30 protein-coding genes are annotated in these 25472 nt (G+C 62.5%); 7 read left to right on the top strand and 23 right to left on the bottom strand.

Going from position 1 to position 25472, the window contains the following annotated elements:
* The first annotated feature begins 37 nt into the window (after positions 1-37).
* Complete coding sequence (locus O1W68_RS16240) at positions 38-1498, top strand: amino acid ABC transporter substrate-binding protein/permease (protein WP_269305205.1); 1461 nt, start codon at positions 38-40, stop codon at positions 1496-1498.
* Positions 1495-2268, top strand: a complete 774-nt coding sequence (locus O1W68_RS16235; protein WP_269305204.1) for an amino acid ABC transporter ATP-binding protein — start codon at positions 1495-1497, stop codon at positions 2266-2268. Before O1W68_RS16240 ends, O1W68_RS16235 begins: the two co-directional genes overlap by 4 nt.
* A gap of 36 nt (positions 2269-2304) precedes the next feature.
* Here the strand turns inward: O1W68_RS16235 and tatB are convergent, their stop codons facing one another.
* From tatB to sigE, 4 genes are read right to left on the bottom strand one after another with little or no spacing between them, the layout of a single operon-like run.
* Positions 2305-2736, bottom strand: coding sequence for a Sec-independent protein translocase protein TatB (gene tatB, locus O1W68_RS16230; RefSeq protein WP_269305202.1), 432 nt, complete (start codon positions 2734-2736; stop codon positions 2305-2307).
* Between the two features lie 17 nt (positions 2737-2753).
* Positions 2754-4211: a S1C family serine protease gene (locus tag O1W68_RS16225; RefSeq protein WP_269305177.1), complete on the bottom strand. Its 1458-nt coding sequence runs from the start codon at positions 4209-4211 to the stop codon at positions 2754-2756.
* Between the two features lie 9 nt (positions 4212-4220).
* Positions 4221-4556, bottom strand: a complete 336-nt coding sequence (locus O1W68_RS16220) for a hypothetical protein (RefSeq protein ID WP_269305175.1) — start codon at positions 4554-4556, stop codon at positions 4221-4223.
* Positions 4557-4572: 16 nt separating this feature from the next.
* Positions 4573-5313 carry an RNA polymerase sigma factor SigE gene (gene sigE, locus O1W68_RS16215; protein ID WP_442972382.1) on the bottom strand — a complete coding sequence of 247 codons (741 nt, stop codon included), beginning with the start codon at positions 5311-5313 and terminating at the stop codon, positions 4573-4575.
* 197 nt (positions 5314-5510) lie between these two features.
* Between sigE and O1W68_RS16210 the strand changes: the two genes are divergently transcribed.
* Positions 5511-6143 (top strand): O-methyltransferase, encoded by a 633-nt coding sequence (locus tag O1W68_RS16210; protein ID WP_269305172.1) that lies wholly within the window; start codon positions 5511-5513, stop codon positions 6141-6143.
* Positions 6144-6186: 43 nt separating this feature from the next.
* On the opposite strand, the gene glgC is transcribed toward O1W68_RS16210, so the two are convergent.
* A complete protein-coding gene (glgC, locus tag O1W68_RS16205; RefSeq protein ID WP_269305170.1) occupies positions 6187-7401 on the bottom strand; it encodes a glucose-1-phosphate adenylyltransferase in 1215 nt (404 codons plus the stop codon).
* A gap of 76 nt (positions 7402-7477) precedes the next feature.
* Between glgC and glgA the strand changes: the two genes are divergently transcribed.
* A complete protein-coding gene (gene glgA / locus O1W68_RS16200; protein ID WP_269305392.1) occupies positions 7478-8653 on the top strand; it encodes a glycogen synthase in 1176 nt (391 codons plus the stop codon).
* On the opposite strand, the gene O1W68_RS16195 is transcribed toward glgA, so the two are convergent.
* The 11 genes from O1W68_RS16195 to O1W68_RS16145 all read right to left on the bottom strand — a co-directional run bounded on the left by O1W68_RS16195 (position 8623) and on the right by O1W68_RS16145 (position 17854).
* Positions 8623-9474, bottom strand: coding sequence for a methyltransferase domain-containing protein (locus O1W68_RS16195; RefSeq protein ID WP_269305168.1), 852 nt, complete (start codon positions 9472-9474; stop codon positions 8623-8625). The genes glgA and O1W68_RS16195 overlap by 31 nt on opposite strands.
* Before the next feature lie 87 nt (positions 9475-9561).
* Positions 9562-9729 (bottom strand): DUF3117 domain-containing protein, encoded by a 168-nt coding sequence (locus tag O1W68_RS16190; RefSeq protein ID WP_084346353.1) that lies wholly within the window; start codon positions 9727-9729, stop codon positions 9562-9564.
* 98 nt (positions 9730-9827) lie between these two features.
* Positions 9828-10436, bottom strand: coding sequence for a DNA-3-methyladenine glycosylase I (locus tag O1W68_RS16185; RefSeq protein WP_269305167.1), 609 nt, complete (start codon positions 10434-10436; stop codon positions 9828-9830).
* Positions 10433-10720 (bottom strand): DivIVA domain-containing protein, encoded by a 288-nt coding sequence (locus O1W68_RS16180; RefSeq protein ID WP_269305165.1) that lies wholly within the window; start codon positions 10718-10720, stop codon positions 10433-10435. Before O1W68_RS16180 ends, O1W68_RS16185 begins: the two co-directional genes overlap by 4 nt.
* Before the next feature lie 29 nt (positions 10721-10749).
* Positions 10750-11682, bottom strand: a complete 933-nt coding sequence (locus tag O1W68_RS16175) for a glucosyl-3-phosphoglycerate synthase (protein ID WP_269305163.1) — start codon at positions 11680-11682, stop codon at positions 10750-10752.
* The gene (folP, locus tag O1W68_RS16170) at positions 11679-12539 is read right to left on the bottom strand and encodes a dihydropteroate synthase (RefSeq protein WP_269305162.1); all 861 of its coding nucleotides are present in this window, start codon (positions 12537-12539) and stop codon (positions 11679-11681) included. Before folP ends, O1W68_RS16175 begins: the two co-directional genes overlap by 4 nt.
* Positions 12540-12650: 111 nt before the next feature.
* Complete coding sequence (locus O1W68_RS16165; RefSeq protein WP_269305389.1) at positions 12651-14426, bottom strand: long-chain-acyl-CoA synthetase; 1776 nt, start codon at positions 14424-14426, stop codon at positions 12651-12653.
* Between the two features lie 57 nt (positions 14427-14483).
* Complete coding sequence (locus O1W68_RS16160) at positions 14484-15038, bottom strand: TIGR00730 family Rossman fold protein (protein WP_269305160.1); 555 nt, start codon at positions 15036-15038, stop codon at positions 14484-14486.
* On the bottom strand, positions 15035-15772 hold the full coding sequence (locus tag O1W68_RS16155) for a TIGR00730 family Rossman fold protein (protein WP_269305158.1): 738 nt from the start codon (positions 15770-15772) through the stop codon (positions 15035-15037). The genes O1W68_RS16160 and O1W68_RS16155 overlap by 4 nt, the downstream gene beginning before the upstream one ends.
* Before the next feature lie 42 nt (positions 15773-15814).
* Positions 15815-16912, bottom strand: coding sequence for a succinyl-diaminopimelate desuccinylase (dapE, locus tag O1W68_RS16150; RefSeq protein ID WP_269305156.1), 1098 nt, complete (start codon positions 16910-16912; stop codon positions 15815-15817).
* 120 nt (positions 16913-17032) lie between these two features.
* Positions 17033-17854 (bottom strand): SMP-30/gluconolactonase/LRE family protein, encoded by an 822-nt coding sequence (locus tag O1W68_RS16145; protein ID WP_442972381.1) that lies wholly within the window; start codon positions 17852-17854, stop codon positions 17033-17035.
* 195 nt (positions 17855-18049) lie between these two features.
* On the opposite strand from O1W68_RS16145, the gene dapD reads away from it, so the two are divergent.
* Positions 18050-19003: a 2,3,4,5-tetrahydropyridine-2,6-dicarboxylate N-succinyltransferase gene (gene dapD, locus O1W68_RS16140; protein ID WP_088943400.1), complete on the top strand. Its 954-nt coding sequence runs from the start codon at positions 18050-18052 to the stop codon at positions 19001-19003.
* Here the strand turns inward: dapD and O1W68_RS16135 are convergent.
* Both O1W68_RS16135 and O1W68_RS16130 read right to left on the bottom strand, forming a co-directional pair.
* Positions 19000-19452: a 6,7-dimethyl-8-ribityllumazine synthase gene (locus O1W68_RS16135; RefSeq protein WP_269305152.1), complete on the bottom strand. Its 453-nt coding sequence runs from the start codon at positions 19450-19452 to the stop codon at positions 19000-19002. The genes dapD and O1W68_RS16135 overlap by 4 nt on opposite strands.
* A gap of 11 nt (positions 19453-19463) precedes the next feature.
* The gene (locus O1W68_RS16130) at positions 19464-19883 is read right to left on the bottom strand and encodes a DUF1810 domain-containing protein (RefSeq protein WP_269305150.1); all 420 of its coding nucleotides are present in this window, start codon (positions 19881-19883) and stop codon (positions 19464-19466) included.
* 106 nt (positions 19884-19989) lie between these two features.
* On the opposite strand from O1W68_RS16130, the gene O1W68_RS16125 reads away from it, so the two are divergent.
* Positions 19990-20628 carry a CHAP domain-containing protein gene (locus O1W68_RS16125; protein WP_269305148.1) on the top strand — a complete coding sequence of 213 codons (639 nt, stop codon included), beginning with the start codon at positions 19990-19992 and terminating at the stop codon, positions 20626-20628.
* 4 nt (positions 20629-20632) lie between these two features.
* On the opposite strand, the gene O1W68_RS16120 is transcribed toward O1W68_RS16125, so the two are convergent.
* Positions 20633-22048 carry an acyl-CoA synthetase gene (locus O1W68_RS16120; RefSeq protein ID WP_269305146.1) on the bottom strand — a complete coding sequence of 472 codons (1416 nt, stop codon included), beginning with the start codon at positions 22046-22048 and terminating at the stop codon, positions 20633-20635.
* A 2-nt stretch (positions 22049-22050) separates the two neighbouring features.
* Between O1W68_RS16120 and O1W68_RS16115 the strand changes: the two genes are divergently transcribed.
* Positions 22051-22446 carry a hypothetical protein gene (locus tag O1W68_RS16115; RefSeq protein ID WP_269305145.1) on the top strand — a complete coding sequence of 132 codons (396 nt, stop codon included), beginning with the start codon at positions 22051-22053 and terminating at the stop codon, positions 22444-22446.
* A gap of 34 nt (positions 22447-22480) precedes the next feature.
* Here the strand turns inward: O1W68_RS16115 and O1W68_RS16110 are convergent, their stop codons facing one another.
* The 4 genes from O1W68_RS16110 to O1W68_RS16095 form a co-directional block, all read right to left on the bottom strand.
* The gene (locus O1W68_RS16110; RefSeq protein WP_269305143.1) at positions 22481-23098 is read right to left on the bottom strand and encodes a LysE family translocator; all 618 of its coding nucleotides are present in this window, start codon (positions 23096-23098) and stop codon (positions 22481-22483) included.
* 53 nt (positions 23099-23151) lie between these two features.
* Positions 23152-24255: a succinyldiaminopimelate transaminase gene (gene dapC / locus O1W68_RS16105; protein ID WP_269305141.1), complete on the bottom strand. Its 1104-nt coding sequence runs from the start codon at positions 24253-24255 to the stop codon at positions 23152-23154.
* A gap of 2 nt (positions 24256-24257) precedes the next feature.
* Positions 24258-24581, bottom strand: a complete 324-nt coding sequence (fdxA, locus tag O1W68_RS16100) for a ferredoxin (protein WP_084346039.1) — start codon at positions 24579-24581, stop codon at positions 24258-24260.
* A 115-nt stretch (positions 24582-24696) separates the two neighbouring features.
* The gene (locus O1W68_RS16095; protein ID WP_269305138.1) at positions 24697-25470 is read right to left on the bottom strand and encodes a hypothetical protein; all 774 of its coding nucleotides are present in this window, start codon (positions 25468-25470) and stop codon (positions 24697-24699) included.
* Between the last annotated feature and the right edge of the window lie 2 nt (positions 25471-25472).

The following is a 25472-nucleotide window of genomic DNA, read 5'->3' as shown; positions in this document are numbered from 1 at the left end:
TTGCCACTCGGACACAATCCGGTAGAGAGTGACAAGCATGAAAACGCCGCAATCGAACGGCCGTGGCGCAGTGGCGCTGGCGTTCGTGCTGTTCTCCGTCCTCCTGGGATCAGTCCTCGCACCCGCCGTCGCCGCCGCTCAGCCGGCTCCGCCGCCGGGTCAGAACTACTCCATCGCAACCGATATCACGTTCGCTCCGTTCGAATTCCAGGACGAAAGCGGCAAACTCGTCGGGATCGACATGGATCTGCTCGCGGCGATCGCGAAGGACCAGGGATTCGAGTACAACGTCAGCCCAGTCGGTTTCGACGCCGCACTGCAGGGCGTCACCGGCGGCCAGTTCAACGGCATGATCGCCGGAATGTCGATCACGGACGCCCGCAAGGCTACCTTCGACTTCTCCGAGCCGTACTTCGATTCCGGCGTACAGATGGGTGTCCTCGACTCCAACGAGTCGGTGACGTCGTACGAGGACCTCCGCGGTAAGACCGTCGCGGTCAAGAACGGAACCGAAGGCGCCACCTTCGCCGAATCCATCAAGGAGCAGTACGAATTCAGCACTCGATACTTCGCCGATTCCTCGTCGATGTTCGACGAGGTCCGAACCGGCAACTCCGCCGCGGTATTCGAGGACTATCCGGTGCTGGCATACGGCATCAAGCAGGGCAACGGCTTCAAGACGGTCACCGAAAAAGAGCCTGGCGCCAGCTATGGTTTCGCCGTCGCGAAGGGTCAGAACGCGCAACTGCTGGAAGAATTCAACGCCGGTCTGGCGAACCTGCGCGCCAGCGGCGAATACGACCAGATCCTCGACACATATCTCAATTCCGCTGCCAGCACCGATGACAACTCGATTCTCGGCCTGATCAAGAGCACCTGGAAACTCTTGCTCGAAGGCCTCTGGCTGACGATCCTGCTGACTGCAATATCGATCGCGATCGCCCTGGTACTCGGCGCGATCTTCGGACTCTTCCGCGTATCGACGAACATCGTCCTGCGCGGTATCGGCACGACCTATGTCGATGTCTTCCGCGGCACACCGCTTCTCGTACAGGCATTCTTCATCTACTTCGGTATCCCTGCTGCACTGGACTTCCAGATGTCGGCATTCACCGCAGGCGTCATCACACTCTCACTCAACGCCGGCGCCTACATGGCCGAAATCGTGCGCGGCGGCATCCTCGCTGTCGACAAGGGCCAGATGGAAGCGTCGCGCAGCCTCGGTATCAGCTACCTGAAGTCGATGCGCAAAGTGGTGATGCCGCAGGCAGTTCGAACGATGATCCCGTCGTACATCAATCAGTTCGTGATCACGCTCAAGGACACCTCGATCCTGTCGGTCATCGGCCTCGCCGAACTGACCCAGACCGGCCGCATCATCATTGCGCGCAACTTCCAGTCCTTCAACATGTGGCTGATCATCGGCGTCATGTACTTCATCATCATCATGGCTCTCACCAAGCTGTCGAACCGGATCGAGAAGAGGATCAACAAATGACCGCGGACCTGAGCAAAGCTGTGCCGGTCGAAGGCAAGCCCGGCGTCAAGATCGCCATCAAGGACCTACACAAAGCATTCGGTGACAACGAAGTGCTCAAAGGCATCGACGCCGATATCGCAAACGGTGAAGTGGTGTGCATCATCGGGCCGTCCGGATCCGGCAAGAGCACGCTGCTTCGATGCCTCAACAAGCTCGAGGACATCACCGGAGGCCACGTCGTCGTCGATGGCGTCGACCTCACGGACAAAAAGGTGAACCTCGACGAGGTCCGGCAAAACATCGGTATGGTGTTCCAGCATTTCAATCTCTTCCCGCACATGACCGCCCTCGAGAACGTCATGCTCGCCCCCGTGCAGACCAAGAAAGAAACCAAGGTCGAGGCCAAGAAGTCCGCGCTCGAATTGCTCGAGCAGGTCGGCCTCTCCGATCGAGCGCATTACAAGCCTGCCAGCCTGTCCGGTGGGCAGAAGCAGCGCGTCGCGATCGCCCGAGCCCTGGCGATGAGCCCGTCGATCATGCTGTTCGACGAAGCGACCTCGGCTCTCGATCCCGAAATGGTCGGCGAGGTCCTGCAGGTGCTGCGCGATCTGGCGAAGGGTGGCATGACGATGGTCGTCGTGACCCATGAGATGGGGTTTGCCCGCGAAGTGTCCGACCGCATCATCTTCATGGCAGAAGGAGTCATCGTCGAAGAAGGTACGCCCGACCAACTCTTCGGGAACCCCCAGAACCCGCGGACGCAGGACTTCTTGAACAAGGTGCTTTGACCGGACGTTCGGGCGAGAGCTTAGGTGGCGTCGAACCTAGGTGGCGTCCGAATCGATCGGCGGAGTCTTACCGGCCGGAAGCTTCTTCTCCAGTGACGGCTTGCCGTCCGGCGTGGGCAGAGAGCCATTCGTCGTCGAGCCGTTAATCGATGAGGCGGCGCTCGGCTTCTTGGAATCGAAGTTGCCCGTGAAGATCGAGTCGTCGCCGTCGAGCAAGTGCTTGGTGATGACGGCGCGCGGGGTCATGCCGCGAAGCTGATTGAGGTCGGCGAGCGGCTTGCGGAGATCTTCGAAGTCCGTGCCCAGTTCGTCTTTGAGCTGCTGACTCGCTCCGTTCGCATAATCCTTGACCTGACGGATCGACTTGGTGACCCAACTGATGGCACCGGGGAGCCTGTCAGGACCAAGGATGACGAGCGCTGCTACCAGGAGCACGACGAGCTCTCCCCAGCCAATGTTGCCGAACACGTCGTCAGCCTACTTCCTCAGTCCGAAATTGGGGTGACGGTGACATCGACCAGCCGACCCGACCGGATCAGCTGCACGGGCGTCGACTCACCGATCCGACTCGATTGCACGGCGACTACCAGTTCGTCGGCGCTCGTCACATTGCGATCTCCGACCTTGGTGATCACGTCACCCTCGACGATGCCTGCTTCTTGCGCGGGCCCACCGGCACGCACGTTGGCGACTTCGGCACCAGACGTGGCGTCGTTGATGACCGAGCGCGCGTTGATGCCGATGTCCGGGTGTTGCATCTCCCCGTTGGCGATGAGTGACTGGGCGACCTCGGTGACGTCATCGATGGGGATGGCGAATCCAAGACCCACCGAACCACCACTTTCGCTTCGGATGGCCGAATTGATCCCGATGACACGCCCTTCGGCGTCGATCAGGGGTCCCCCGGAGTTGCCAGGGTTGATCGCGGCATCGGTCTGCACGGCGTCGATGACGGCGTCGGTGTCGGTGCCTTCACCGGACAGGCGAACCGGACGATCGAGCGCGCTCACAATGCCCCGGGTGACTGTCTTGTTCAAGCCGAGAGGCGAGCCGACAGCTACGACGTCTTCGCCGACCTGAACGTCTGCAGAATTTCCCAACTGTGCCACCGTCAGATTTCCGACGTCAGTTTTCAGCACGGCCAGATCCGTTTTGGTGTCGCGGCCCACGATCTTCGCCGGCACCTTGGTGCCGTCGGAGAAGGTCACTTGCAGCGTCGCACGATCCGGGTTGGTGGCCGCCATCGAGATGACGTGGTTGTTGGTCACGATGTATCCGGCTCCGGCGATGACGACACCGGATCCGGTACCTGCGTTCTCGCCGAGGGTCACCTGAATCGAGACGACGGCAGGCAAGACTGCGTCGGCCACCTTGGCGACCTGCCCCTGTGGGAGGTCTTCGCCACTCGATTGAGTCAGGTTGACCTTCTGACTCGTCAATGCGCCTGTCACCTCGGCAGTCTCACGGCCCACCAGCCCGCCGACGAGACCGATTGCCAGGGCGATTGCCCCGAGCACCACGAGAGTCTTGGGTGCGACGCGTTCTCCGAAGAGCACCTCCCGTACACCGAGCTTGGGGCCGTCGGGCGCAACCGCGGGTTCAGGTGTCGGTTCGGCAGCGTTACCCAGGCGCACCGAGGAGTGCGGGTCACGCCACGGATCCTCGGGTACGGGCTCGGATACCGCGTCGGTAGATGTTCGGTCCGGGTCGCGTTGCAAGGACTCGTCCGCGTCCGCCGGACGACCGAACGCCTCTGCGAGAACCGGGTCGGGTGTGCGCACCGCAATTCGGGGAGAAAGCTCTGCCCGTCGACTCTCAGGTGTGAACGACCCCTCGTGGCCCTTGGGGCGTCCGAACGCCGCAGCCGACGCCGGATCCACCTCGGGCCGGTAGAGCGGCCTTGGAGGCAATCTGGGTGCCTCGGGATCTGTATGGGTGCTCACGCGCACAGGCTACCGACGACGCCTGCGGATACCCACAACGGAGGTGACGATCGCGCGTTTGCTGCGGCTGATCGCGTCCTTGGCCTCGGTTGGCTCGCACATCGGAATCTGGCTGAGCAGACCGCGAAGCGAGTGGGGCATGGACAACTCGCCCGAGCCTTGCAACGCACTGCGCGCCTGCTGTTGAGCATCCACCTCGGCCGCGCACTCGTGGCACTCGGCGATGTGGTGAGCGGCTCGTAAGTAGGCAGTCATTCGTAGTTCGCCGTCGACGAAAGCGGCAACTGCTTCACTGGCCAGATGCTCTGTCGAGCTGAACTGCCGTGGCTTGCGGGCCTGCGTCATCCAACCCTCCTGGTAGCTACTGGACACTTGCGTGATCCGAGTCGACCTTCCCGTGTACTCGAAGATACTCGCGAAGCGCCGCGCGTCCACGGTGGATTCGACTTCGGACGGTTCCGAGCTTCACCCCGAGTGTTGCACCGATCTCTTCGTACGACAGCCCTTCGATGTCGCACAGCACGATTGCGGCGCGAAACTCCGGCGCCAACGAGTCCAGCGCGGACTGCAGATCGGGGTCGAGGCGTGCGTCGTGGTAGATCTGTTCCGGGTTCGGGAGCTCGGAAGGGACCCGGTCGTAGTCCTCGGGCAATGCTTCCATTCGAATTCGATTGCGTCGACGGACCATGTCGAGAAACAGATTCGTGGTGATGCGGTGCAGCCAGCCTTCGAACGTGCCGGGCTGGTAGTTCGACAGCGAACGGAACACACGAATGAAAGTGTCCTGTGTGAGATCTTCGGCATCCTGCGCGTTGCCGGACAGCCGATAGGCCAAGCGGTAGACGCGGTCGCCATGCTCGCGAACGAGCTCGTCCCAGGACGGCATCGTGTTCGTTTCGCCGGTAGCGTCGAATGCGGCGGTGCCGCTCAGATCCGCTACCGCAGCAGAATCGGCGGACTCGGGCAATCGAGCTGTGTCTCGATCTCCGTTGATCTTGTAGATAGTTGGATCCTCCTGCTCAGGACCACGTTGGTGTAGCTCCCGTGCCGTGTACAACCTGCGGCTCCGCCGAGATGTTCCCGCGTGTGTCTTCTCGATCAAGCGATCTCCAGTAGCTTGTCGCATCCGCGTGTGTCCACCGTGTGAAAAAGCTGAGGTGCCGCTGAGAAAGTGGCAGGCAGATCGACCGAGTCGCTCCGCAGGCTTCGCTGCAGATCGACCGAGTCGCTCCGCAGGCTTCGCTGCAGATCGACCGAGTCGCTCCGCAGGCTTCGCTCCTGCCAAGATAGCCTCGGCATGTGCTGACAAATGCCGAGAAGTTGCTCACCTACGCCGAGGAGTCCGTGCAGGAAGACGAGATCCTCGTCAATGCACGCGAACGCGCGGACGATCTCGGCGCCGCACCCGTGCCGCCGTCCGTCGGGGCGGTGCTGAGCATCTTCGCCCAGATGCTCGGCGCCAAGACCGTAGTCGAGGTCGGAACGGGCGCCGGAGTGTCCGGCCTGTGGCTGCTCGACGGCATGCGCGAGGACGGCGTGCTCACCACCATCGACACCGAACCCGAGCATCAGCGCGCCGCCAAGGAAGCATTCCGTGCCGGGGGTATCGCGCCGTCTCGAACGCGCCTCATCAACGGTTGGGCGCTCGATGTCCTCCCCCGCCTCGCCGACGACACCTACGACTTGGTGTTCATCGACACCAGTCCAGTGGACCATCTGCATTTCGTACAGGAGAGCGTGCGACTACTTCGACCCGGCGGAGTTCTGATGCTGCACAACGCCCTGCTGGGCGGACGGGTTCCAGACTCCACCCAGCGTGACGCCACTACCGTCGCCGTCCGTGCCGCCGCCCGCGCCATCGCCGAGGACGACCGCCTCACGACAGTCCTTCTCCCCCTCGGCGACGGGCTGATCTGCGCCTCACGGAGCTGAACAAGGGCGGCTAGCTGTAAGGGGCTGCCAGCTGTAAGGGCTGCTAGATCCAGATGCCTTTGCCGACGGTGACGACGCCACCGGCGGAGACGTTGAACCGCTCTTTGTCACGCTCGATGTCGACGCCGACTATTTCGCCGTCACCGACGACGACGTTCTTGTCCAGGATCGCCCGACGAACGACCGCACCCTTGCCGATTTTCACCCCGGGCATCAGGACGCTGCCCTCCACGGTCGCACCACTGTCGATCATGACGTTCGAACTCAGAACCGAGTTGCGTACCGTTGCCGCCGACAGGATGCAGCCTGCGCCTACAACGGATTCCTGTGCGAGACCGCCCTGTACGAATTTTGCGGGCGGAAGGTTTTCGGCGGCACCGCGAATCGGCCAGCGACGGTTGTAGAGATTGAAGATCGGATGCACGGACACCAGATCCATGTGCGCGTCGTAGAACGCGTCGATGGTCCCGACGTCACGCCAGTAGCCCCGATCGCGTTCGGTAGCACCGGGAACGACGTTGTCGTTGAAGTCGTATACAGACGCGACGCCCGCTTCGACGAGAGCCGGGATGATGTCGCCGCCCATGTCGTGGTCGGAGTCGGAGTTCTCGGCGTCGGCTTTGATGGCGTCGATGAGCACCTTGGTGGTGAACACGTAGTTGCCCATCGAGGCGTAGGTGACGTTCGGGTCGTCGGGCGTCCCCGGTGGGTGCGCCGGCTTCTCGAGAAACTGGGTGATGTTGCCGTTCTCGTCGGAGTCGATGCAGCCGAATGCATACGCTTCGCTGCGCGGAACCCTGATGCCCGCCACTGTGACGCCTGCACCCGAATCGATGTGTTGCTGGACCATCTGTTCCGGGTCCATGCGGTACACGTGATCGGCGCCGAAAACGACGATGTACTCGGGGTCCTCGTCGTAGACGAGGTTGAGCGACTGGAAGATCGCGTCGGCGCTGCCGGTGTACCAGCGTGGGCCCAGACGTTGCTGCGCCGGTACCGGCGTGATGTATTCCCCCGCGAAGCCCGACAGTCGCCAGGTCTGCGAGATATGACGGTCCAGCGAATGGGACTTGTACTGAGTCAGCACGCATAACCGGAGGTAACCGGCATTGACGAGATTACTGAGCACGAAGTCGATCAGTCGATATGCGCCACCGAAAGGGACGGCGGGTTTGGCTCGGTCGGCGGTCATCGGGTATAGACGCTTACCCTCACCGCCTGCCAGCACAATGCCTAGTACGTGCGGTTGTGTCCTCACATGCCCAACCTATCCGCACCGGATGAACCTTGCCAGCAGTACACGCGGTTCACATAAGGAATGTAGGTTGACAGATGTGCGCGTGGCGATGATGACAAAGGAATTTCCGCCAGAGGTCTACGGCGGCGCAGGTGTACATGTGACCGAGCTATCGGCACAGTTGAGATCCCTGTGCGAGGTCGACATTCACTGTATGGGGGCGCCGCGCGATACCGCGCAGGTTCACGATCCCGATCCTGCATTGGCAGGGGCCAACGCGGCCCTGACGACGCTGTCCGCCGAACTACGGATGGCCAACGCTGCGGCCGGCGCCGATGTCGTGCACTCGCACACCTGGTACACCGGGCTTGCCGGGCATCTCGCGGCCGAACTGTACGGCGTGCCGCACATTCTCACCGCCCATTCACTCGAGCCCCGCAGGCCGTGGAAGGCCGAGCAACTGGGCGGCGGTTATCGCATCTCCTCCTGGTCCGAACGCAACGCTGTCGAATACGCAGATGCAGTCATCGCGGTCAGCGAGGGCATGGCCAAGGATGTTCTCGACGCCTATCCACGCCTGGATCCCAGCCGAGTCCACGTGGTACGCAACGGCATCGACACCAAGAATTGGCATCCAGGTCCAGCGGCGGACTCCGCGAATTCCGCGCTGGCAGAAATCGGCGTCGACCCGAACAGGCCGATGGCGGCGTTCGTCGGACGCATCACCCGCCAGAAGGGTGTCGGCCACCTCATTGCGGCAGCGCATCATTTCGACCCGTCCATTCAACTGGTCCTGTGCGCGGGCGCGCCGGACACCCCGGAGATTGCCGCAGACACCGAGCGAGCAGTCGCCGAACTCGCCGAGACCCGATCGAATGTGTTCTGGGTTCGCGAGATGCTACCCACCGAAAAGGTCCGCGAAATACTTTCGGCGGCAGACGTATTCGTGTGCCCGTCGGTGTACGAGCCTCTCGGGATCGTCAATCTCGAAGCCATGGCCACCGAAACTGCCGTCGTCGCATCCGACGTCGGGGGCATTCCCGAGGTGATCGACGACGGTGTCACCGGACGCCTCGTTCACTACAACTCCTATGAGCCACAGGTATTCGAACGCTCCTTGGCCGACACCGTCAACGCTGTCGCGCTCGACCCGAAGACTGCGACGGCGATGGGCAAAGCTGGTAGAGCGCGGGCCGTCGCCGAATTCTCGTGGGCTGCCATCGCGCAGCAGACGATCGACGTCTACAACGCAGCGCTGGCCAGGGCGCGGTAAGTTCCGACTGTCACCGAGGCCGTTACCTCGACTGTGTCAGGTAATGCTGCAATTGCAGTGCGGCGCGAGGCATCTGTGGAGTGCCGCGCCGACGGGCCCATCCCCACAAGGCTTGCGATGCTCACGTGACCGAGCGCCATCGTGAACTCGATGCGGGTAGCGTTCAGCTGCTCGAAGCGGCCGGCGAGCGATTCTCCGAGGCGCCGGGCCTTGTCCTCGTCGACACGGAGGAGGCCGAGGGTTTCGATCAGTTCCTGCTGATGATGTTCGGTCGGCGTGACGACGACCAGAACTCCGTTCGGAGCGAGAATGCGTCGTAGCTCAGCGGCGTTCCGCGGCGAAAACACGCAACTGACCGCGTCGATCGATCCAGTACGCACCGGCAGTGGTTGCCATACGTCGGCCACGACGGATCCCAGTCGTGGATGCGCACGAGCCACTTTTCTGGCGGCCGGCTTGGAGACGTCGATTCCGACGCCCCTCATGCGCTCGAACGTCTCGAGTACTGCCGCCAGATAGTGTCCGGTACCCGCGCCCACCTCGAGCACGGTGGCAGGATCGTGTGCCGACATAGCCGCAGCTACGGCCGCGATGATCCGATCGAAGTGTCCACTATCGAGAAACTCCGACCGCGCGTCGATCATCTCGGCGGAATCACCGACGATCTTGCCCGCGTTTCCCGCCAGCAAACTGACGTAGCCCTGACGTGCGACGTCGAAGGTATGCCCACGCCCGCACCGCACGACACGACCATCGCCGATGGCTTCGAGATCCGAGGTGCAGTGCGGACACACCAGTAGATCCATGACTTCGCTCAGCATTTATGTTCTCTCCGTATGGACTGGCATCACCACAAAGCCCCGTTCGCCGACTTCGCGCACGGGGCTATGGGCAGAAAAGAACAACAGCTATCCGGTGACGCCCCTCAATTCCTCACCGAGTGCTGCTGCCTCGTCTGGGGTGAGTTCGACGACCAGGCGCCCACCGCCTTCCAGCGGCACCCTCATCACGATTCCTCGTCCCTCTTTGGTTGCTTCGAGGGGACCGTCTCCGGTCCGGGGCTTCATAGCCGCCATCCTCTGCTCCCTCCAGATCTGCGCCACACTGCACTGCGCCTCGGCCAAAAAAGATTTCTCGCCGCAGGGCGAGAAAGGTTCTTGATCACTATTCTTCCCTATCGAGCCCGATATCGGGAACTGGAGTCGGTATTGAGGGCCGGCACCAGACAGCCAGACAGGTGATCGTCCACCATTCCGGTGGCCTGCATCAGTGCGTAGGCCGTTGTCGGTCCGAAGAACCGCAGGCCACGGCGCTTGAGGTCGGCGGCCATCGCCGTCGACTCCGCGGTGACCGCCGGCACCTCCGAGGCGTCGACGAGCCGGCTCGGTCGCGGCGGGGTCACGAACGACCACAGCAAAGTATCGAGATCGGTTCCAACCAGGTCGAGGACGACCCGCGCGTTGGCTATCGTTGCGGCGATCTTGGCCTTGTTGCGGACGATGGAGGCATCGGCCATCAGTCGGGAAACGTCGTCCTCGCCGAACCGAGCGACTCTCTCCGGGTCGAAACCCGCGAACGCGCGCCGAAAGCTCTCGCGTTTACGCAGGATGGTGATCCAGGACAGTCCGGATTGAAACGATTCGAGGCACAGTCGCTCGTACAGGGCATCCCGGCCGTGCACTTCCCGGCCCCATTCGGTGTCGTGATACTCCCGATAGAGGTCGTCTGCCGTGGCACCCCATGGACAGCGCAGTAGCCCGTCGGGTCCGGGTACCGCCGTCATTCCTCGGACTTCGCTGCCAGAGCAGACCTCAACAGGTCGATCTCGGCACCCAGCCGGTCGAGAGCCCAGTCGACTTCGCTCTGCTTGTAGCCACGCACCGTTTGCTGGAATTTCAGCGTTCGTACATCGTCACCGGTCACACCTTCCGCGGGCAGCACCGTAGCGGTGGTGCCTTCGGGCAGCGGTTCGAATTCTTCACCGCGTCCGAACACCACGCTTGCCACGAAGAAGAGCAGGGCTGCGATCACGGCGATGATGACGACGTAGAGAAGTAGCGTCAGCATGGATCGATAGTCTCACGCAGCCCTGCCCGTCACACGTGCAAGGTGTTGATAGCCGGTCGATCCTCCAACGAGACCTCCGTCGAGAACGGGACGAACGAGTCACCGTCGACGCGGAACTGTGTCAGCCCGGCTCCCGAGTCCGGGATTCCGCATCGACCGAGCATGGTGCCGACAATCTGACGACTCATGGCACCGAGTTCGACGAGCGGACGGTTCCGATGCTTGCGCACACCGAGGTTGACCTGGCCGATGGCGTCTAGGCCGAGCCGATCGTAGGTATCGAGCAGCAGTCCGATCTCGACGCCGTAGCCGGGCGCGAACGGGACGGCAGACAACAACTCGCGGGTTCCCGCGTACTCACCCCCGAGCGGTTGGATCACGCTGGTCAATTCTGGACGCATAGCTGCCAGCAGGGGGCGGGCGACGAGCTCGGTGACCCGTCCTCCACCGTTGGCGTCCTCGCCGCCGCTCACCCGTAACGGACGCCGGTAATACCCCTTCACCAGGTGGATTCCCTCGACCGTCAACAACGGCCCCAGCAGCTTCGGAACGAAGGCCGGGTCGGGGTTGATGAGGTCGGAGTCCACGAAGGCGATGAGATCGCCGGTCGACGCTGCGACTGCGCGCCACAACACTTCACCTTTGCCTGGCACGGGTTCGAGTCCTGGAATTGCTTCCTCTCGACTGATCACCCGTGCACCGGCTGCCCTTGCACGTTCTGCGGTGGCGTCGGTGGATCCGGAGTCCAAGACGATCAGTTCGTCGACCAAGCCTCCCAGCAATGGGTGGATCGTGTCGATGACCGCGGCCACGGTCTGTTCTTCGTCGAGGGCTGGTAGAACCACCGACACGGTCCGGCCCTTCTTCGCTGCTTCCAGCTCCGCCAGAGACCACGACGGTTCATCCCAACTGTGCGTGGCTGCCCACGACTCCCTCACAGCCGTTCGGTCGGCCAACGTCATGCGAGCCCCCTGATGGTTCGTTCGGGAATCCTCGTCCCCAGAATTGCGGCAACCATGTCCACGACTCTTCTGGTCGATGCGACCTCGTGCACTCGGAACATGCGAGCTCCGCCTGCTGCGGCCAATGCTGTCGCTGCCAATGTTCCCTCCAACCGGTCGGCGAGTTCTACACCTAGAGTCTCGCCTATGAAATCCTTGTTGCTGAGCGCCATCAGCACTGGCCATCCGGTGTTTACAAGAACGTCCACTCGCCGCAACAACTCGAGCCCGTGATAGGTGTTTTTTCCGAAATCGTGGGTCGGATCGATCAGAATCGAGTCGCGGCGAACTCCGGCGGCAAGCGCCGCTTCTGCTGCTTTCGTCACTTCGGCGACGACATCGGCGACGACATCGGTATATCGGACGCGGTGCGGACGCGTGCGTGGCGTCGCCCCTCCGGTGTGTGAACACACGATCCCGACGCCCTCTTCCGCCGCGACCGCAACGAGATCGGGATCGGCCCCTGCCCAGGTGTCGTTGATCAGATCTGCACCGACTCCGCACGCGAGCCTTGCTACCGCGCTACGCCAGGTATCGACACTGATCAGCAGATCGGGGTACTCGCCTCGAATGGCTTCGACGAACGGAATCACGCGGCGAATTTCCTCGGCCGCATCGACCACATCACCGGGTCCGGCTTTGACGCCGCCGATATCGACCATGTCCGCGCCCTCTGCGACAGCACGGTGTACCGACGCCATAGCCGCATCGTCGGTGAAATTCGCACCTTTGTCGTAGAACGAATCCGGGGTGCGGTTCACAATCGCCATGACGAGTGCACGGTCGGTGGCGACCGGTTTGCCGCAAAGGGTGCTCATGAATCAATAGTGGCATCCCTTCGCACACCGAATGCTGTGCGGCCGCTGGGCTGGGCGAGAAGACCTATTCGGCCAGTGGCCGGACGTCACACTGGCCGCATCGCTTCTTCCCTACCCTTTGGGGGCCTTGCCTGCCGCTACCTCGTCGACATATCCGTCGTACGCTTTGTCGTACCCACCGGACTTGCCGCGGAGAACGTACAGCTCCGCCTCGGGGTCATCGCCGTAACCGAGTTTCCGAAGCTCGACCTTCTGGCTCTTGAACGTCGAGGTCTGCTCGAGACTGTCCACGACGCGGACGAAAAGCGGCACCGCGTACGAGGGCAGCTTGTCGTAGAGATGGTTCGCGACCGATTTTCCATCGAAGCTCTCACCGTCACGCAACGTCACCGCAGCCATACCGGCCTTGCCGTCGGTTCCTTCGATGTCGACGCCGTAGACGACCACACCGTCCACCGACGGGTGGCCGCCGAGCGCGCCCTCGACCTGCGTCGTCGCGACGTTCTCGCCCTTCCACCGAAAAGTGTCACCGAGTCGGTCGACGAACGCGACGTGCATCCAACCCTGATTCCGGACCAGGTCTCCGGTGTCGAACCAGCAGTCTCCATCTTTGAACCCGTCTCGGACGAGTTTCTTCTCCGTCGCCTGCTCGTCCGAGTATCCGTCGAACGGCGCGCGGTCGGTGACCTTGGACAGCAAAAGACCTACCTCGCCGCTACCGACCTTGCGAAGCCGGCCGTTACTTCCGCGCTTTGCCTCGCCCGACTCCTCGTCGTACTCGACGACGGCATACGGCAGAGGGCAAATGCCGGCGGTCTTCTTCATGTTCAAAGCGTTGATGAACGCGATATTGCATTCGCTCGCGCCGTAGAACTCCGCCACGCGCGAGATTCCGAAACGCTCGGTGAACTCTTCCCAGATCTCGGGGCGTAAGCCGTTGCCTACGACGAGCTCGATCGTGTTGTCTCGGTCGTCCGGCCGCTTCTCCTGAGTCAGCAGGTAGCGGCACAATTCACCGATGTAAGTGAAGGCGGTTGCCTTGTTGACCTTGACGTCTTCCCAGAAATTGCTGACCGAGAACTGTTTACCGATAGCCATCGCCGCACCGCCGGCGAGCACCGATGACAGCGTCACCGTCAGTGCATTGTTGTGATAAAGCGGCAGGCAGCAGTAGATGACGTCGTCTTCGCGCAGCCGCACACCCATGTTGCCCAGCCCGGACATCGACTTGAGCCAGCGGAAATGGCTCATCAAACTTGCCTTCGGGAGGCCGGTGGTGCCAGAGGTGAAGATGTAGAAGGCGTTTTCCTTGGCCTGGATCTCCGCAGTCACCGAAGGATTGTCCGCACCGGCCCCGGCCGCGAGTTCGGCAAGCTCGCCCATCGGCAGCACCACGCCCGCCTCGGGAGCGTCGTCCAACGATTCGAGCGCTTCCTGAGCGTTCTCGTCGAGGACCAGAACGGTCGCCGACAGGATACCGAGACTGTGCTCGAGGACGTCGCCCCGCTGGTTGTAGTTGAGCATTCCTGCGGTAGCGCCGAGCTTGACGGCAGCGAGCGCCGCGAAAAGCGCCTCCGGCCTGTTCTTGCTGAGTACACCGACCACGTCGCCGCGCTTGACGCCCAGGTCGGTGAACACGTGGGCATACCGATTGACCATCGAATTGGCGTCGGCGTACGACACCGATTCACCTTCGAATCGCACGAAGGGGCGGTCTCCGCGCTTGGCAGCAGCATCCTGAAACACCAGGCCGATCGAGGCCTTGTGATGAGGTTTGCGAGTGAATCCCAGGACACCGCGCAGCAGGCTCGGCACCTCCGTCACCATTTTCGGCAACGCGACCGCGAGGTCGGTCAGTCCAATCTTCTGACGGGCGTCGACAGCCATGTACTCCCCTTCGAGCGATGTGATCCCCATTACCTTACTCCAGAGTAACCTTTGGTTTCATCGAGGAGAACAGGCGGCTAGCGCATCGGCCACGGTCGCTGTCCTGATCAGCTTGTCCAGTGCCCGTTGTTGGACGAAGCCCGTCGAGGACAGCCCGTCGAGCCACTGCAACAGACCCGCGTAGTGGTCCGTTGGATCCAGTAGCACGACTGGCTTGTCGTGCATGCCCAAATACCCGGCCGTCCAGGTTTCGAACAGTTCCTCCAGCGTTCCGATGCCACCGGGTAGCGTGATGAACGCGTCGGCCCGGTCTTCCATGATTTTCTTACGCTCACGCATGGTGTCGGTGACGATCAATTCATCGGCGTCGACGTCGGCGACCTCTCGATGAACGAGAGCTTTCGGGATCACACCGACCGTGAAAGCGCCTGCAGCGCGGGCCGATTCGGCTACCGCCCCCATCATCGAGACGTTTCCGCCACCAGAGACCAACTGCCATCCCCGTTGGCCGATCGCGGTACCGAGTTCCCGCGCCAGCTCGAGAAACGACGAATCCACCGGCCCCGACGCACAGTAGACGCACACCCTGTTGATTGCGACAGCTTCGCTCACTCCGGCTCTCCGCAAACACTGTTCACGATCTGCACTGCTTCCTCGACGCTGTCGGTGCAACGAATCAAGTCCAGGTCGGCCGGGGAAACCTTGCCTTGCGCGACCAATGTGTCCTTGATCCAGCTGATAAGACCGGACCAGAATTCTGTGCCGATCAGGACGATCGGAAATCGAGTCACCTTGCCCGTCTGCACCAGCGTGAGAGCCTCGAACAACTCATCGAGAGTGCCGAAACCGCCTGGGAGACAGATGAATGCCTGGGAGTATTTCACGAACATCGTCTTCCGGACGAAAAAGTACCGAAAGTCGATACCCAGATCGACCCAATCGTTGAGGCCCTGCTCGAAAGGCAGCTCGATGCCGAGCCCGATCGAGTAGCCGTCGGCGGTACTCGCGCCGCGGTTTGCAGCTTCCATGATTCCAGGGCCACCGCCGGTGATGACCGCAAATCCCGCTACCGCCAACGCACTTCCGAGCTCGCGGGCAGACTTGTATTCCTCGTGATCACGCGGAGTTCGGGCCGAACCGAACACCGTGACCGCCCTCGGCACCTCGGCGAGAGCACCGAAACCCTCCACGAACTCACTCTGAATTCGCAGCACCCGCCACGGGTCGGTGTGAGTCCAGTTTCCTGTTCCACGCTGATCGAGCAATCGTTGATCGGAGGTCGATGATTCGGTGTTGCGTCCGCGACGCAACGTCACCGACCCCATGTGTTTCGCTGGCGTCTCCATGTTTTACAGGCTATCCGGCCCATCTACCATCGGGACCACAGGTTATCCAGTGGTCAGGTATCCCCGTAGAACAGCCGTGACATTCGTGATCTGATCGGTAGGCACCCGCTCGTCGCGCTTGTGCGCCAAGTTCGGGTCTCCAGGACCGTAGTTGACCGCCGGGATACCGAGCGCTGAGAACCGCGACACGTCAGTCCAGCCGTACTTGGCGCGAAACCCGCCACCCGCCGCCTCGATCAGCGCAGCAGCAGCAGGCGCGGCGAGTCCAGGTAACGCACCAGGTGAAGAATCGGTGACCTCGAACCCGAGATCGAGACCGTCGACGACGTCACGAACATGCTCGATAGCCTGCTCGACACTCCGATCGGGGGCGAAGCGGAAGTTCACATCCAGCTCGGCTGCGTCGGGGACGACATTGCCTGCGACGCCACCGGAAATACGGACAGCCTGCAGACCTTCGCGGTACAAGCAGCCATCGATATCCACCTCTCGCGCACTGTATGCAGCCAACCTGTCGAGAACAGCACCGAACTTGTGAATTGCGTTGTCCCCCAGCCATGATCGCGCACTGTGCGCTCTCGTACCACCCACCGAAAGCCGCACTCGCAGCGTGCCCTGGCAACCCGCCTCGATGAATCCACCGGACGGCTCACCCAGAATCGCCACGTCGGCCGCGAGCCACTCCGGCAACTCACGTTCGATCCGCCCCAATCCATTGAGCGCAGCGTCGATCTCTTCACAGTCGTAGAACACCAGCGTGATGTCGTGCGCAGGCTCTTCGATCGTGGCGGCGAGATGAAGAAACACCGCATCACCCGACTTCATGTCGACCGTGCCACAACCATGCAAGACATCGCCCTCGACACTGTCGCGTTCCCGTCTACTCGGCACATTGTCGGCAATCGGGACGGTATCGAGGTGACCGGCGAGCATCACGCGACTGGGAAGCCCACGATCGGTGCGCGCAAGAACCGCATTACCGCTCCGGATGATCTCGAATCCGACCGTCTGCTCACGCAGCGCGGCCTCCACCGCATCGGCGATCACCGACTCCTCCCGCGAAACACTGGGTATGTCCACCAGCGCCGCTGTCAGATCGATGGGGTCGGAATGCAGATTCAAAGCCGGGTGCGAACTCACCGTACGAGACTACTTCCAGCCATTCCGCAGGCTCCACTCGCGCTACTTCGGCTCATTCCGCAGGCTCCACTCGCGCCACTTCGGCTCATTCCGCAGGCTCCACTCGCGCCTGTCCCGCCTCTAGACTGCGCCACCGGGAATCTCGTACACCGCGCCATCGAATCCTGCCCGGAACAACTTTCCAGCGGAAAACCCCTGTTCACCACGGCCATAGATCAGAACACTCGACAACGGAATGCCACTGCCGAGGACGCAGTACTGCCCGGGTGCATCGATGCGAACTACTTGCCCACGGGCGTTGAGCGGAACGACGGGGCGGCCTGCGGAATCGAGTGTCAGACCGTCTGGTGCGCTCAACGCGTCGAGACCGGACAAGTCGAGAATGCTCTCCGGCCTCGATGGATCGGCGACCGGGATTCGGCTCACCCCCGGGTTCACGAACGTCCGAGACACGTACAGGTATTCGCCTGCAAGATCGAGCACGGCGCCGTTGGCGCTGGGGAACCTGGCCCACTCGGAATTCACCGATCCGTCGGGGCGAACTTGCCCGATGAGACCACCGAAATCGTTCGTCGCGTACACGGTCCCATCCCCGGCGACAGCGAGCCCGTTTGCGGCACTCAAACCCGTCGCGAACGGGCTGAGCTCGAGCGTATCGACGTTCAGCCGAACGATGCCTGCAGCCTTGATGAGATCACCGACGAAGACGCGGGGATCGGCGCCGTACCCGACGAGCAAGGTGCCGTCCGGCATCCAGGTAAGGGCGCCTCCGCCGCCACTGGGTACCGTCGCGATGGGATATGCGGCTTGGCCCGGCGCATCGATCCGGTAGACCCGGCCAGTGACGATGTCGGTCGTGTAGAGCCTGCCCTGCCCGTCGACCGCCAGGCCTTCGAGCGCCGAGCCGTCGATCTGGGCGACCTTCACCGGCGGTGCACTCACCGCCGCACACTCAGGTGCCGCGGACGCCGTCGGCGCCTGCAAGACCGTTGTTCCTCCTGCGATCAATACGGCCGTTACAGCACCCGTGCCCCACCGTCGGAATTGCGCCCCCAAAGTCATGAATCATGTTTAGCACGCACGCCCGTAGCAGTCGCGCTTCTGCCTTCGACGACGCACGCCGTATCCTCGGTACCTGTGAGCGCACAGGGAGCATCAGCAATAGGCATTGCCAACATCACCACCAGTGGAGTCGTCCTCGACACCTGGTACCCCAGCCCCGAGCTGGGCGGAAACGGGCCAGTCGGCACCACGCGACTCGAGGGGTCGGACATCCCCGCCGAGTTCGCCGCCCTCGTCGGACCGGACGAAGCTCGCGGAGTCGACGTCGTCGCCGTCCGAACGACCATAGCCTCGCTGGACGACGCACCGATCGACGCGCATGACGTCTACCTGCGTCTGCATCTGCTCTCGCATCGCCTCGTTCAGCCGCACGGGCTCAGCCTGGACGGCCAGTTCGGCTTTCTTGCCAACGTCGTATGGACCAACTTCGGACCGGCAGCGGTCGACGGTTTCGAGACAGTCCGCACTCGCCTTCGTGCACGCGGCCACGTCACCGTCCTCAGCATCGACAAGTTTCCCCGTCTCGTCGACTACGTCGCGCCGTCGGGCGTCCGGATCGCCGACGCCGATCGCGTCCGTCTGGGCGCGTATCTGGCGAGCGGAACGACGGTCATGCACGAGGGATTCGTCAACTTCAACGCGGGCACGCTCGGTAACTCGATGGTCGAGGGCCGTATCTCGGCCGGAGTCGTCGTCGGTGACGGCTCCGACGTCGGCGGTGGCGCATCGATCATGGGCACACTGTCCGGCGGCGGCAAGAACGTCATCTCCGTCGGCGAGCGTTGCCTGCTCGGCGCCAACTCCGGACTCGGTATTTCCCTCGGCGACGACTGTGTCGTCGAGGCGGGCCTCTACATCACCGCGGGAACCAAAGTCACTGGCCCGGACGGCACCGTCGTGAAGGCTGCGACGCTCAACGGAAACAGCAATCTGTTGTTCCGTCGAAATTCGGTATCCGGTGCCGTTGAGGTCGTGCCGTGGAAGGGCACCGGCGTCGAACTGAACGCCGCACTACACGCCAACGATTAGATGGTGCGAAGGGAGTCGAGAGTCGTGACCACTGCGCGTGCCGCCTCGACTCCCTTGCGCTCCAGATGCGCGGTGAAGAATGCCGAGTGATCGGCGTGCTCGTGGAAGTGATGGGGCGTCAGCACCACGGAGAACACTGGTACGTCGGTGTCCAGCTGGACTCGCATCAGGCCGTCGATGACCGCTGATTCGACGAATTCGTGCCGATAGATTCCGCCGTCCACGACGAGTGCCGCGGCCACGATTGCCGAATATTTACCCGTGCGTGCCAGACGCTGGGCGTGCAGGGGAATCTCGAAGGCGCCTGGTACCGCGAATTGAACGACCGAAGCTTCGGTATAGCCCTGTGCCACCAACTCGGAAACGAATCCCTGGCGCGCACGGTCGACTATCTCGCTGTGCCACGTCGCTTGAATGAAGGCGATGGATCCCAGTTGCTCGTTCGTCATGAAAGATGATGTTAGTCGTCGAGCAGATCGATAGTTCGCTCGTCCGGCTTACCGTCGTAGTACTTCCGTAAAACCTCGCCGAAAATCGGAATACCCGGGTCGACTTCGGCGAACAAGGTCATCGACGACTGCAGCTTCAGATCGTCCGGATAGCCGAAAACGTCTGCGGCGGTCCCGTCGGGGATCTTTGCCACCATCGCGGCGGCCTTCCGCAATCTAGGCCCCAGCACTTCGTGGGAGAGGTACATCTGCGCTTCCACGCGGTCTGCGATACCGAAGTGTTGAGCCGTCGCGCTCCGTCCGAGTCCAGCGAGTTGTGGGAAAACGAACCACATCCAGTGGGTGCTTTTGCGGCCGGCTTTCAGCTCGGCGCGGACGGTGTCCCACACCGGATCCTGCGCGTCGACGAATCGCTGTAGGTCGTAGTCCATCTGGAGCCTTCCGAAGAATTTTTGGTCGAAACAGCTTCGTCGCGGGGCCGACAATAGCAGCTCGGCCTGCGCACTCATCCGGCTCGGAGGCCGATACACTCCGCAGATGGGTAACGACGGGGTCGACACCGCATCTGTGCGCGCGCAATCGGGGAGTACCTCACCGGCCCCGCGCACGCACCGTCGAAAGTTGGCGTGGGTAGCCGGAGTTCTTGCTGCCACCGTGTTGTTGGCAGCGGGCGTGTTGTGGTTGGCGCCGAGTAGATACTTGCCGTGGGATACAACTGCTTTTCCCGATGTCGACGCTTCGGGTCTGTCTTCGGAGCAGGCCGAGGTCGTCGAACTTCTCCGCACCGAACACAGCCGACAGAACCCGGGAACGTTCTACTCCGATGGTGTCGAAGAAGCGTGGTGCGCAAACTTCGTCAGCTGGATCATGCGTGAGGCAGGACAGCCACTGAGCAACCCGAATTCCGGGAGCTGGCGGATCCCCGGTGTGTACACGCTGACCGAGTACTACCAAGGCGAGGACAGATTCGAACCGAAGGGATACATCCCGGCGGTCGGGGACGTCGTGCTCTACGACAACAGCAGTTGGATCGGTCAGCACACCAACATCGTCGTAGCGATCGACGGAAACACAGCCACCACGGTAGGTGGCAACGAACTCGGAAAAATCCGCGTACATACCGTCGACGTATCCAATGATTCGGCCGTCGTAGGCTTCGGTCGCCTCGTCGAATAACCGCTCAGCCGAGATGCTTCTTCTGAACCTTGCCCATCGCGTTGCGTGGCAATGAATCCACGATGCGAATTTCCCTCGGCCGCTTGTGAATCGACAGTTCCCTCGCGACGAGATCGATGAGAGCCGACGGTTCGACGCCGGTGCCGACGACGAATGCGACGATGCGCTGACCGAGGTCATCGTCCGGAAGGCCCACGACGGCGACCTCGTCGACGCTCGGGTCCCCCAGCAGAACGGTCTCGATCTCACCGGCACCGACGCGATAGCCACCGGTCTTGATCAGGTCGGTGGATGCGCGTCCGACGATGCGATGGAATCCGTCCGGGCCGATGACCGCCACGTCGCCGGTGTCGAACCAACCGTCCTCGGTGAAGACCTTCGCCGTCGCCTCCGGGTTGTTCAGGTAGCCGGCGAACATCATCGGACCGCGTACCTGCAGCGCTCCGATCGACTCCCCGTCGTGTGGGAGCGTCTCACCCGCCTCGCTCACGATTCGTGTCTCGACGCCATCGACCGGCACTCCCACGGAGCCGGGCCTACGTTCTCCGTCGGCGCGGGTGCTGATGGTGATCAGTGTTTCGCTCATGCCGTAGCGCTCGATGGGCGCCTGGCCGGTCAGTTCCTTCAGTTTCTCGAACACCGGCACCGGTAGAGGCGCACTGCCGGAGACGAGTAGCCGGGCATGCGCGAGGGCTGTCGCGGACGTCTCGTCGGCGGCGATGCGGGACCATACCGTCGGGACACCGAAATACAGTGTCCCTTTGGCGGCGGCATACAGCTCGGGAGTCGGTTTACCGGTGTGCACGAGCGGACTGCCGACGCGCAGCGGACCCAGTACTCCGAGGAGCAGGCCGTGGACATGGAACAGCGGAAGGCCGTGCACCACAGTGTCCCGGGATGTCCAGTTCCACGCCTGCGCTACCGCGTCGATGCCGGCCGCGATCGCTTCGCGCGACAACAGGACGCCCTTCGGCGGGCCGGTCGTGCCGGAGGTGTAGAGAATGAAAGCGATGGACGACGGGTGTGGATCCGGGTAGCTGTGCCAGGACCTGGCGTGCTGACGAACCGGCAGGACCTCGAGGCCCGCCGTGTCCTCGGGCGCCTCGCCGAGCCAGGCCTGCGCACCGGAGTCTCGCAGCATGTGTTCGCGTTCGGCATGCCCAGCATCGGGCGGAATCGGCACCACCGTCACACCTGCAATCAGCGCACCGACAACGGCAAGCACAGTCTTGACGCTGGGAGTCGCGAGAACTGCCAGGCGTTCTGCCCGCGAGATCCGCTCGGCGACCGACGTCGCGGCGCCGAGAATGTCACCGCGGGACAAGGAGACACCGCCGATCGTCACAGCGTCGGCAATATCGTCTCCGCGAGCGACGGCGAGTGGATTCAATGATCGAAGCAGCACATGGTTACCGTACATACATGGATGCCGACGGAATCGACACCGGCGACTACGCCGAGTACATGACGGTGCCCGCCGGAGACCTGCAGCCCGGGGTCTATTTGATCGGAACCGATGCCGACCAGGAAATCGCTGACGAGGAAGATCTGGGCGACGACCTGGACAACGAAGACGATATCGAGGTCGCGCACATCAGCGACGGTGCTCCTCGGCTGGTCTATTCGGTGCAGTCCGACGATTTCTGGACACGCGTGGAACTCGCAGACTTGCGGGCCGCCCAGATCTACGAGGAAGCGAATGCACGCAATCCGGCGGTCAATGCTGCACCCAAGCGGTTCACCACGGTCGAGGCTTTCGGCAGCAATGAACTGGTCTACATCCTCCGCATCAGGCGGGGTGGTTGGGACATCGCCTGACCCTCGAATCGGGTTCGATCACGGCACCTGTGCCCTACACCGAGGACGCGACTGTGCCGATCCCGAGGGCCGCGAGGATTCCCGCACTGATGCGATCGAGCCAGTCGGTCACCTTCGGTCGCCGCAGCAGGACGACGGCACGCGAGGCGACGACCGAGAAGACGCCCATGACCAGTGCGGCGACCACCACTTCCACGACACCGAGTGTCATGGCTCCGGCGAACGTGACCACGGTCAGGAACTGAGGAACGACAGCGAGATAGAACAGCCCGACTTTGGGATTGAGTGCGCACGAAAGGACACCGGCACCGAAGGCGGACCGAGCCGAGGCCACGACCGGCACCATCGGCTCACCGTCGACGTTAGTCTTCCTGCGCGCCAAAAACGCACGTACCCCGAGGTACAGCAGGTACAGCCCACCGAGGATCTTGATAATTCGGTACACGGTCGCAGACTGCTCGACGATGGCCGCGAGTCCGACGGCAACCAGCACTGCCCAGAACAAACCGCCGAGTGCGACTCCCATGGCCGCTGCAATTCCGGGTCGCTGCCCTCCGATGCTGTATCGAAGCACGAGGAACGAATCCGGCCCAGGAAGAATCGCCAGCAGGAAGCACACACCTGCAAAGCTGAGCAGCACACTGACGGTCATGGACTGAATGGAAACACCCAGGCCAGACAACGCGCAACTGGATACTCGCGAGCCTAGGCCGTCAACCGCTCCGCCGCAGTCTGGATACGCTCGTCGGTGGCAGTCAGCGCGATACGGACGTGCTGGGATCCGCGCGGACCATAGAACTCACCCGGTGCGGCAAGGATGCCGCGTTCGGCGAGCCAGTCGATGGTGTCACGGCAGGGTTCGCCGCGGGTGGCCCAGAGATACAGCCCGGCTTCGGAGTGATCTACTTCGAACCCGGCTGCTCTGACGGCGGAGAGCAGTGTGGTGCGACGGGCACGGTAGCGCTCACGCTGGATGTTCTCGTGCTCGTCGTCGGTCAGTGCCGCGGTCATCGCAGCTTGAATCGGCAACGGCATCATCATTCCTGCGTGTTTGCGGACTTCGAGCAGTTCGGTTACCAATTTCTGGTCGCCGACGACGAAGCCTGCACGATAGCTGGCGAGATTGGACGTCTTGGAAAGTGAGTGCACGGCAAGAAGATTCGTATGGTCGCCATCGCTGACACGGGGGTCGAGGATCGACAGCGCCTCACCTTCCCAGGTCAGGCCGAGGTAGCACTCGTCGGACACGACCACGGCGTCGCGCTCACGGGCCCACCCGACCACTTTGCGGAGGTGCTCCAGGCCCAGTACCTTGCCGCTCGGGTTCGCAGGAGAGTTCACGAATACGAGCGATGCGCGCTCGGGCCCGAGTCGATTCAAGCCGTCGGCACGAATGATGCGCGTACCTGCAAGGAGGGCTCCGACTTCGTAAGTCGGGTAAGCCAGTTCGGGGATGACCACCAGGTCGCCGCTACCGAGACCGAGAAGGCTCGGTAACCAGGCGATCATTTCCTTGGTGCCGATGGCAGGCAGAACGGCATCGACGCCGATCCCCGTTATGCCGTACCGCCGCCCCAGAGCAGCAACTGCTGCTTCACGCAACTCGAGCGTGCCGACGGTCGTCGGGTAACCGGGGATGTCGGATACCGATGCCAGCGCAGCACGAATGATCGGTGCAACCGGGTCGACAGGAGTGCCTACCGACAGATCCACTATTCCGTCCGGGTGCGACTGTGCCTTGTCTTTCGCGGCAGTCAGTGAGTCCCAGGGAAAGTCGGGAAGGCCGGACGCGACGGAAATACGCGCCAATGTCAGCTCTCACCCATGGGAGGCAACGCCTTGATGAACGGTGGGTCGAAATCGGTCTTGCCGAGCTTCGCGGCCCCACCGGGTGAACCCAGATCGTCGAAGAAATCGACGTTCGCGCTCACGTAGCCACTCCACTGCTCCGGTACGTCGTCCTCGTAGAAGATGGCCTCGACGGGGCAAACCGGTTCGCATGCACCACAGTCGACGCATTCGTCGGGGTGGATGTACAGCATGCGGCCACCTTCGTAAATGCAGTCCACCGGGCATTCTTCGATGCATGCCTTGTCGAGTACATCCACGCACGGTTCCGCAATCGTGTACGTCACTGCTGGTCTCCCTCCCTTTCCAGTAATCGGCACCGAAAGCGTTGTTCACTGCTTGCAGTGCCCTGAGAATCCTAGTATCGCGTCGTAGATTTACGACAATCCGCGCAGGGTGTCCTCACTGTGACACTCGGATCATCCGAGAAGCCCCTTCCGAGCCTACGTGGCTCGGACTTTCGGCGTTCGCGTGAACCCAACCGATCCCCTGTTTGGCAGCCCGGGAGAGCGCACCACGTTCCCCGATGTAGCTTGCCACGCCGCCGACCAGAGGAATCGCGGAAAGAACACGGTAGATGCCACGGCTGTGCGGACGCTTGGCCAGCTCGCTCGATACGTCCCTCAGCACGGCCGCGACGTCCCACATCGCATGCAGTAGCGCGAAGGGTCCGCACTCGCGCTTCGGTGTCGGTGTCGATGAGGTATCGGGCTCGGCGCCTTCGCGAACGACCTCACGGCCGCACAGTACGGACGCGAGCATGCTCACGTGAGCCGAACGGTCCGTCACTCCGTTCTCTCTGGCGACGGCAACGAGAACCATCGCCTGGTTCGCGAAGCCGAGCAGATCCTGCAACGGCAGCCGGTTGACCAGTACACCGAAGACGCTGGGGAATGCAACGGCCACGGTGTTGACGGCACCGATCCGCGCGACCCACCACCACGAGCGGGCCTGCGCATCGAGCTCGAGCCATGCTGCGGTCCCTGGGAAGTCGGTGGCGTTCAGGGTCTTCGCCAACGTGTCGAGCACGGTGTCGATGGCGGTGTCTTCGACGGTCGGTCTTCGAAACGTTCTCGCCTTCAGCCCTACCGGATCACGTTCGGCGAGAACGTCGAGAACAGGGTCGATGATGGCCACGGCCCGGTCGAGGGCTGTGACTACTGTGCGATTGTCCATGC

Origin of the sequence: Rhodococcus sp. H36-A4 (assembly GCF_027158005.1) — a bacterium.
In the GTDB taxonomy this organism is placed as follows: Bacteria; Actinomycetota; Actinomycetes; order Mycobacteriales; family Mycobacteriaceae; genus Rhodococcoides.
The sequence above is the reverse complement of the archived record's forward strand: the minus strand, read 5'-3'. Positions and strand labels throughout refer to the sequence as shown.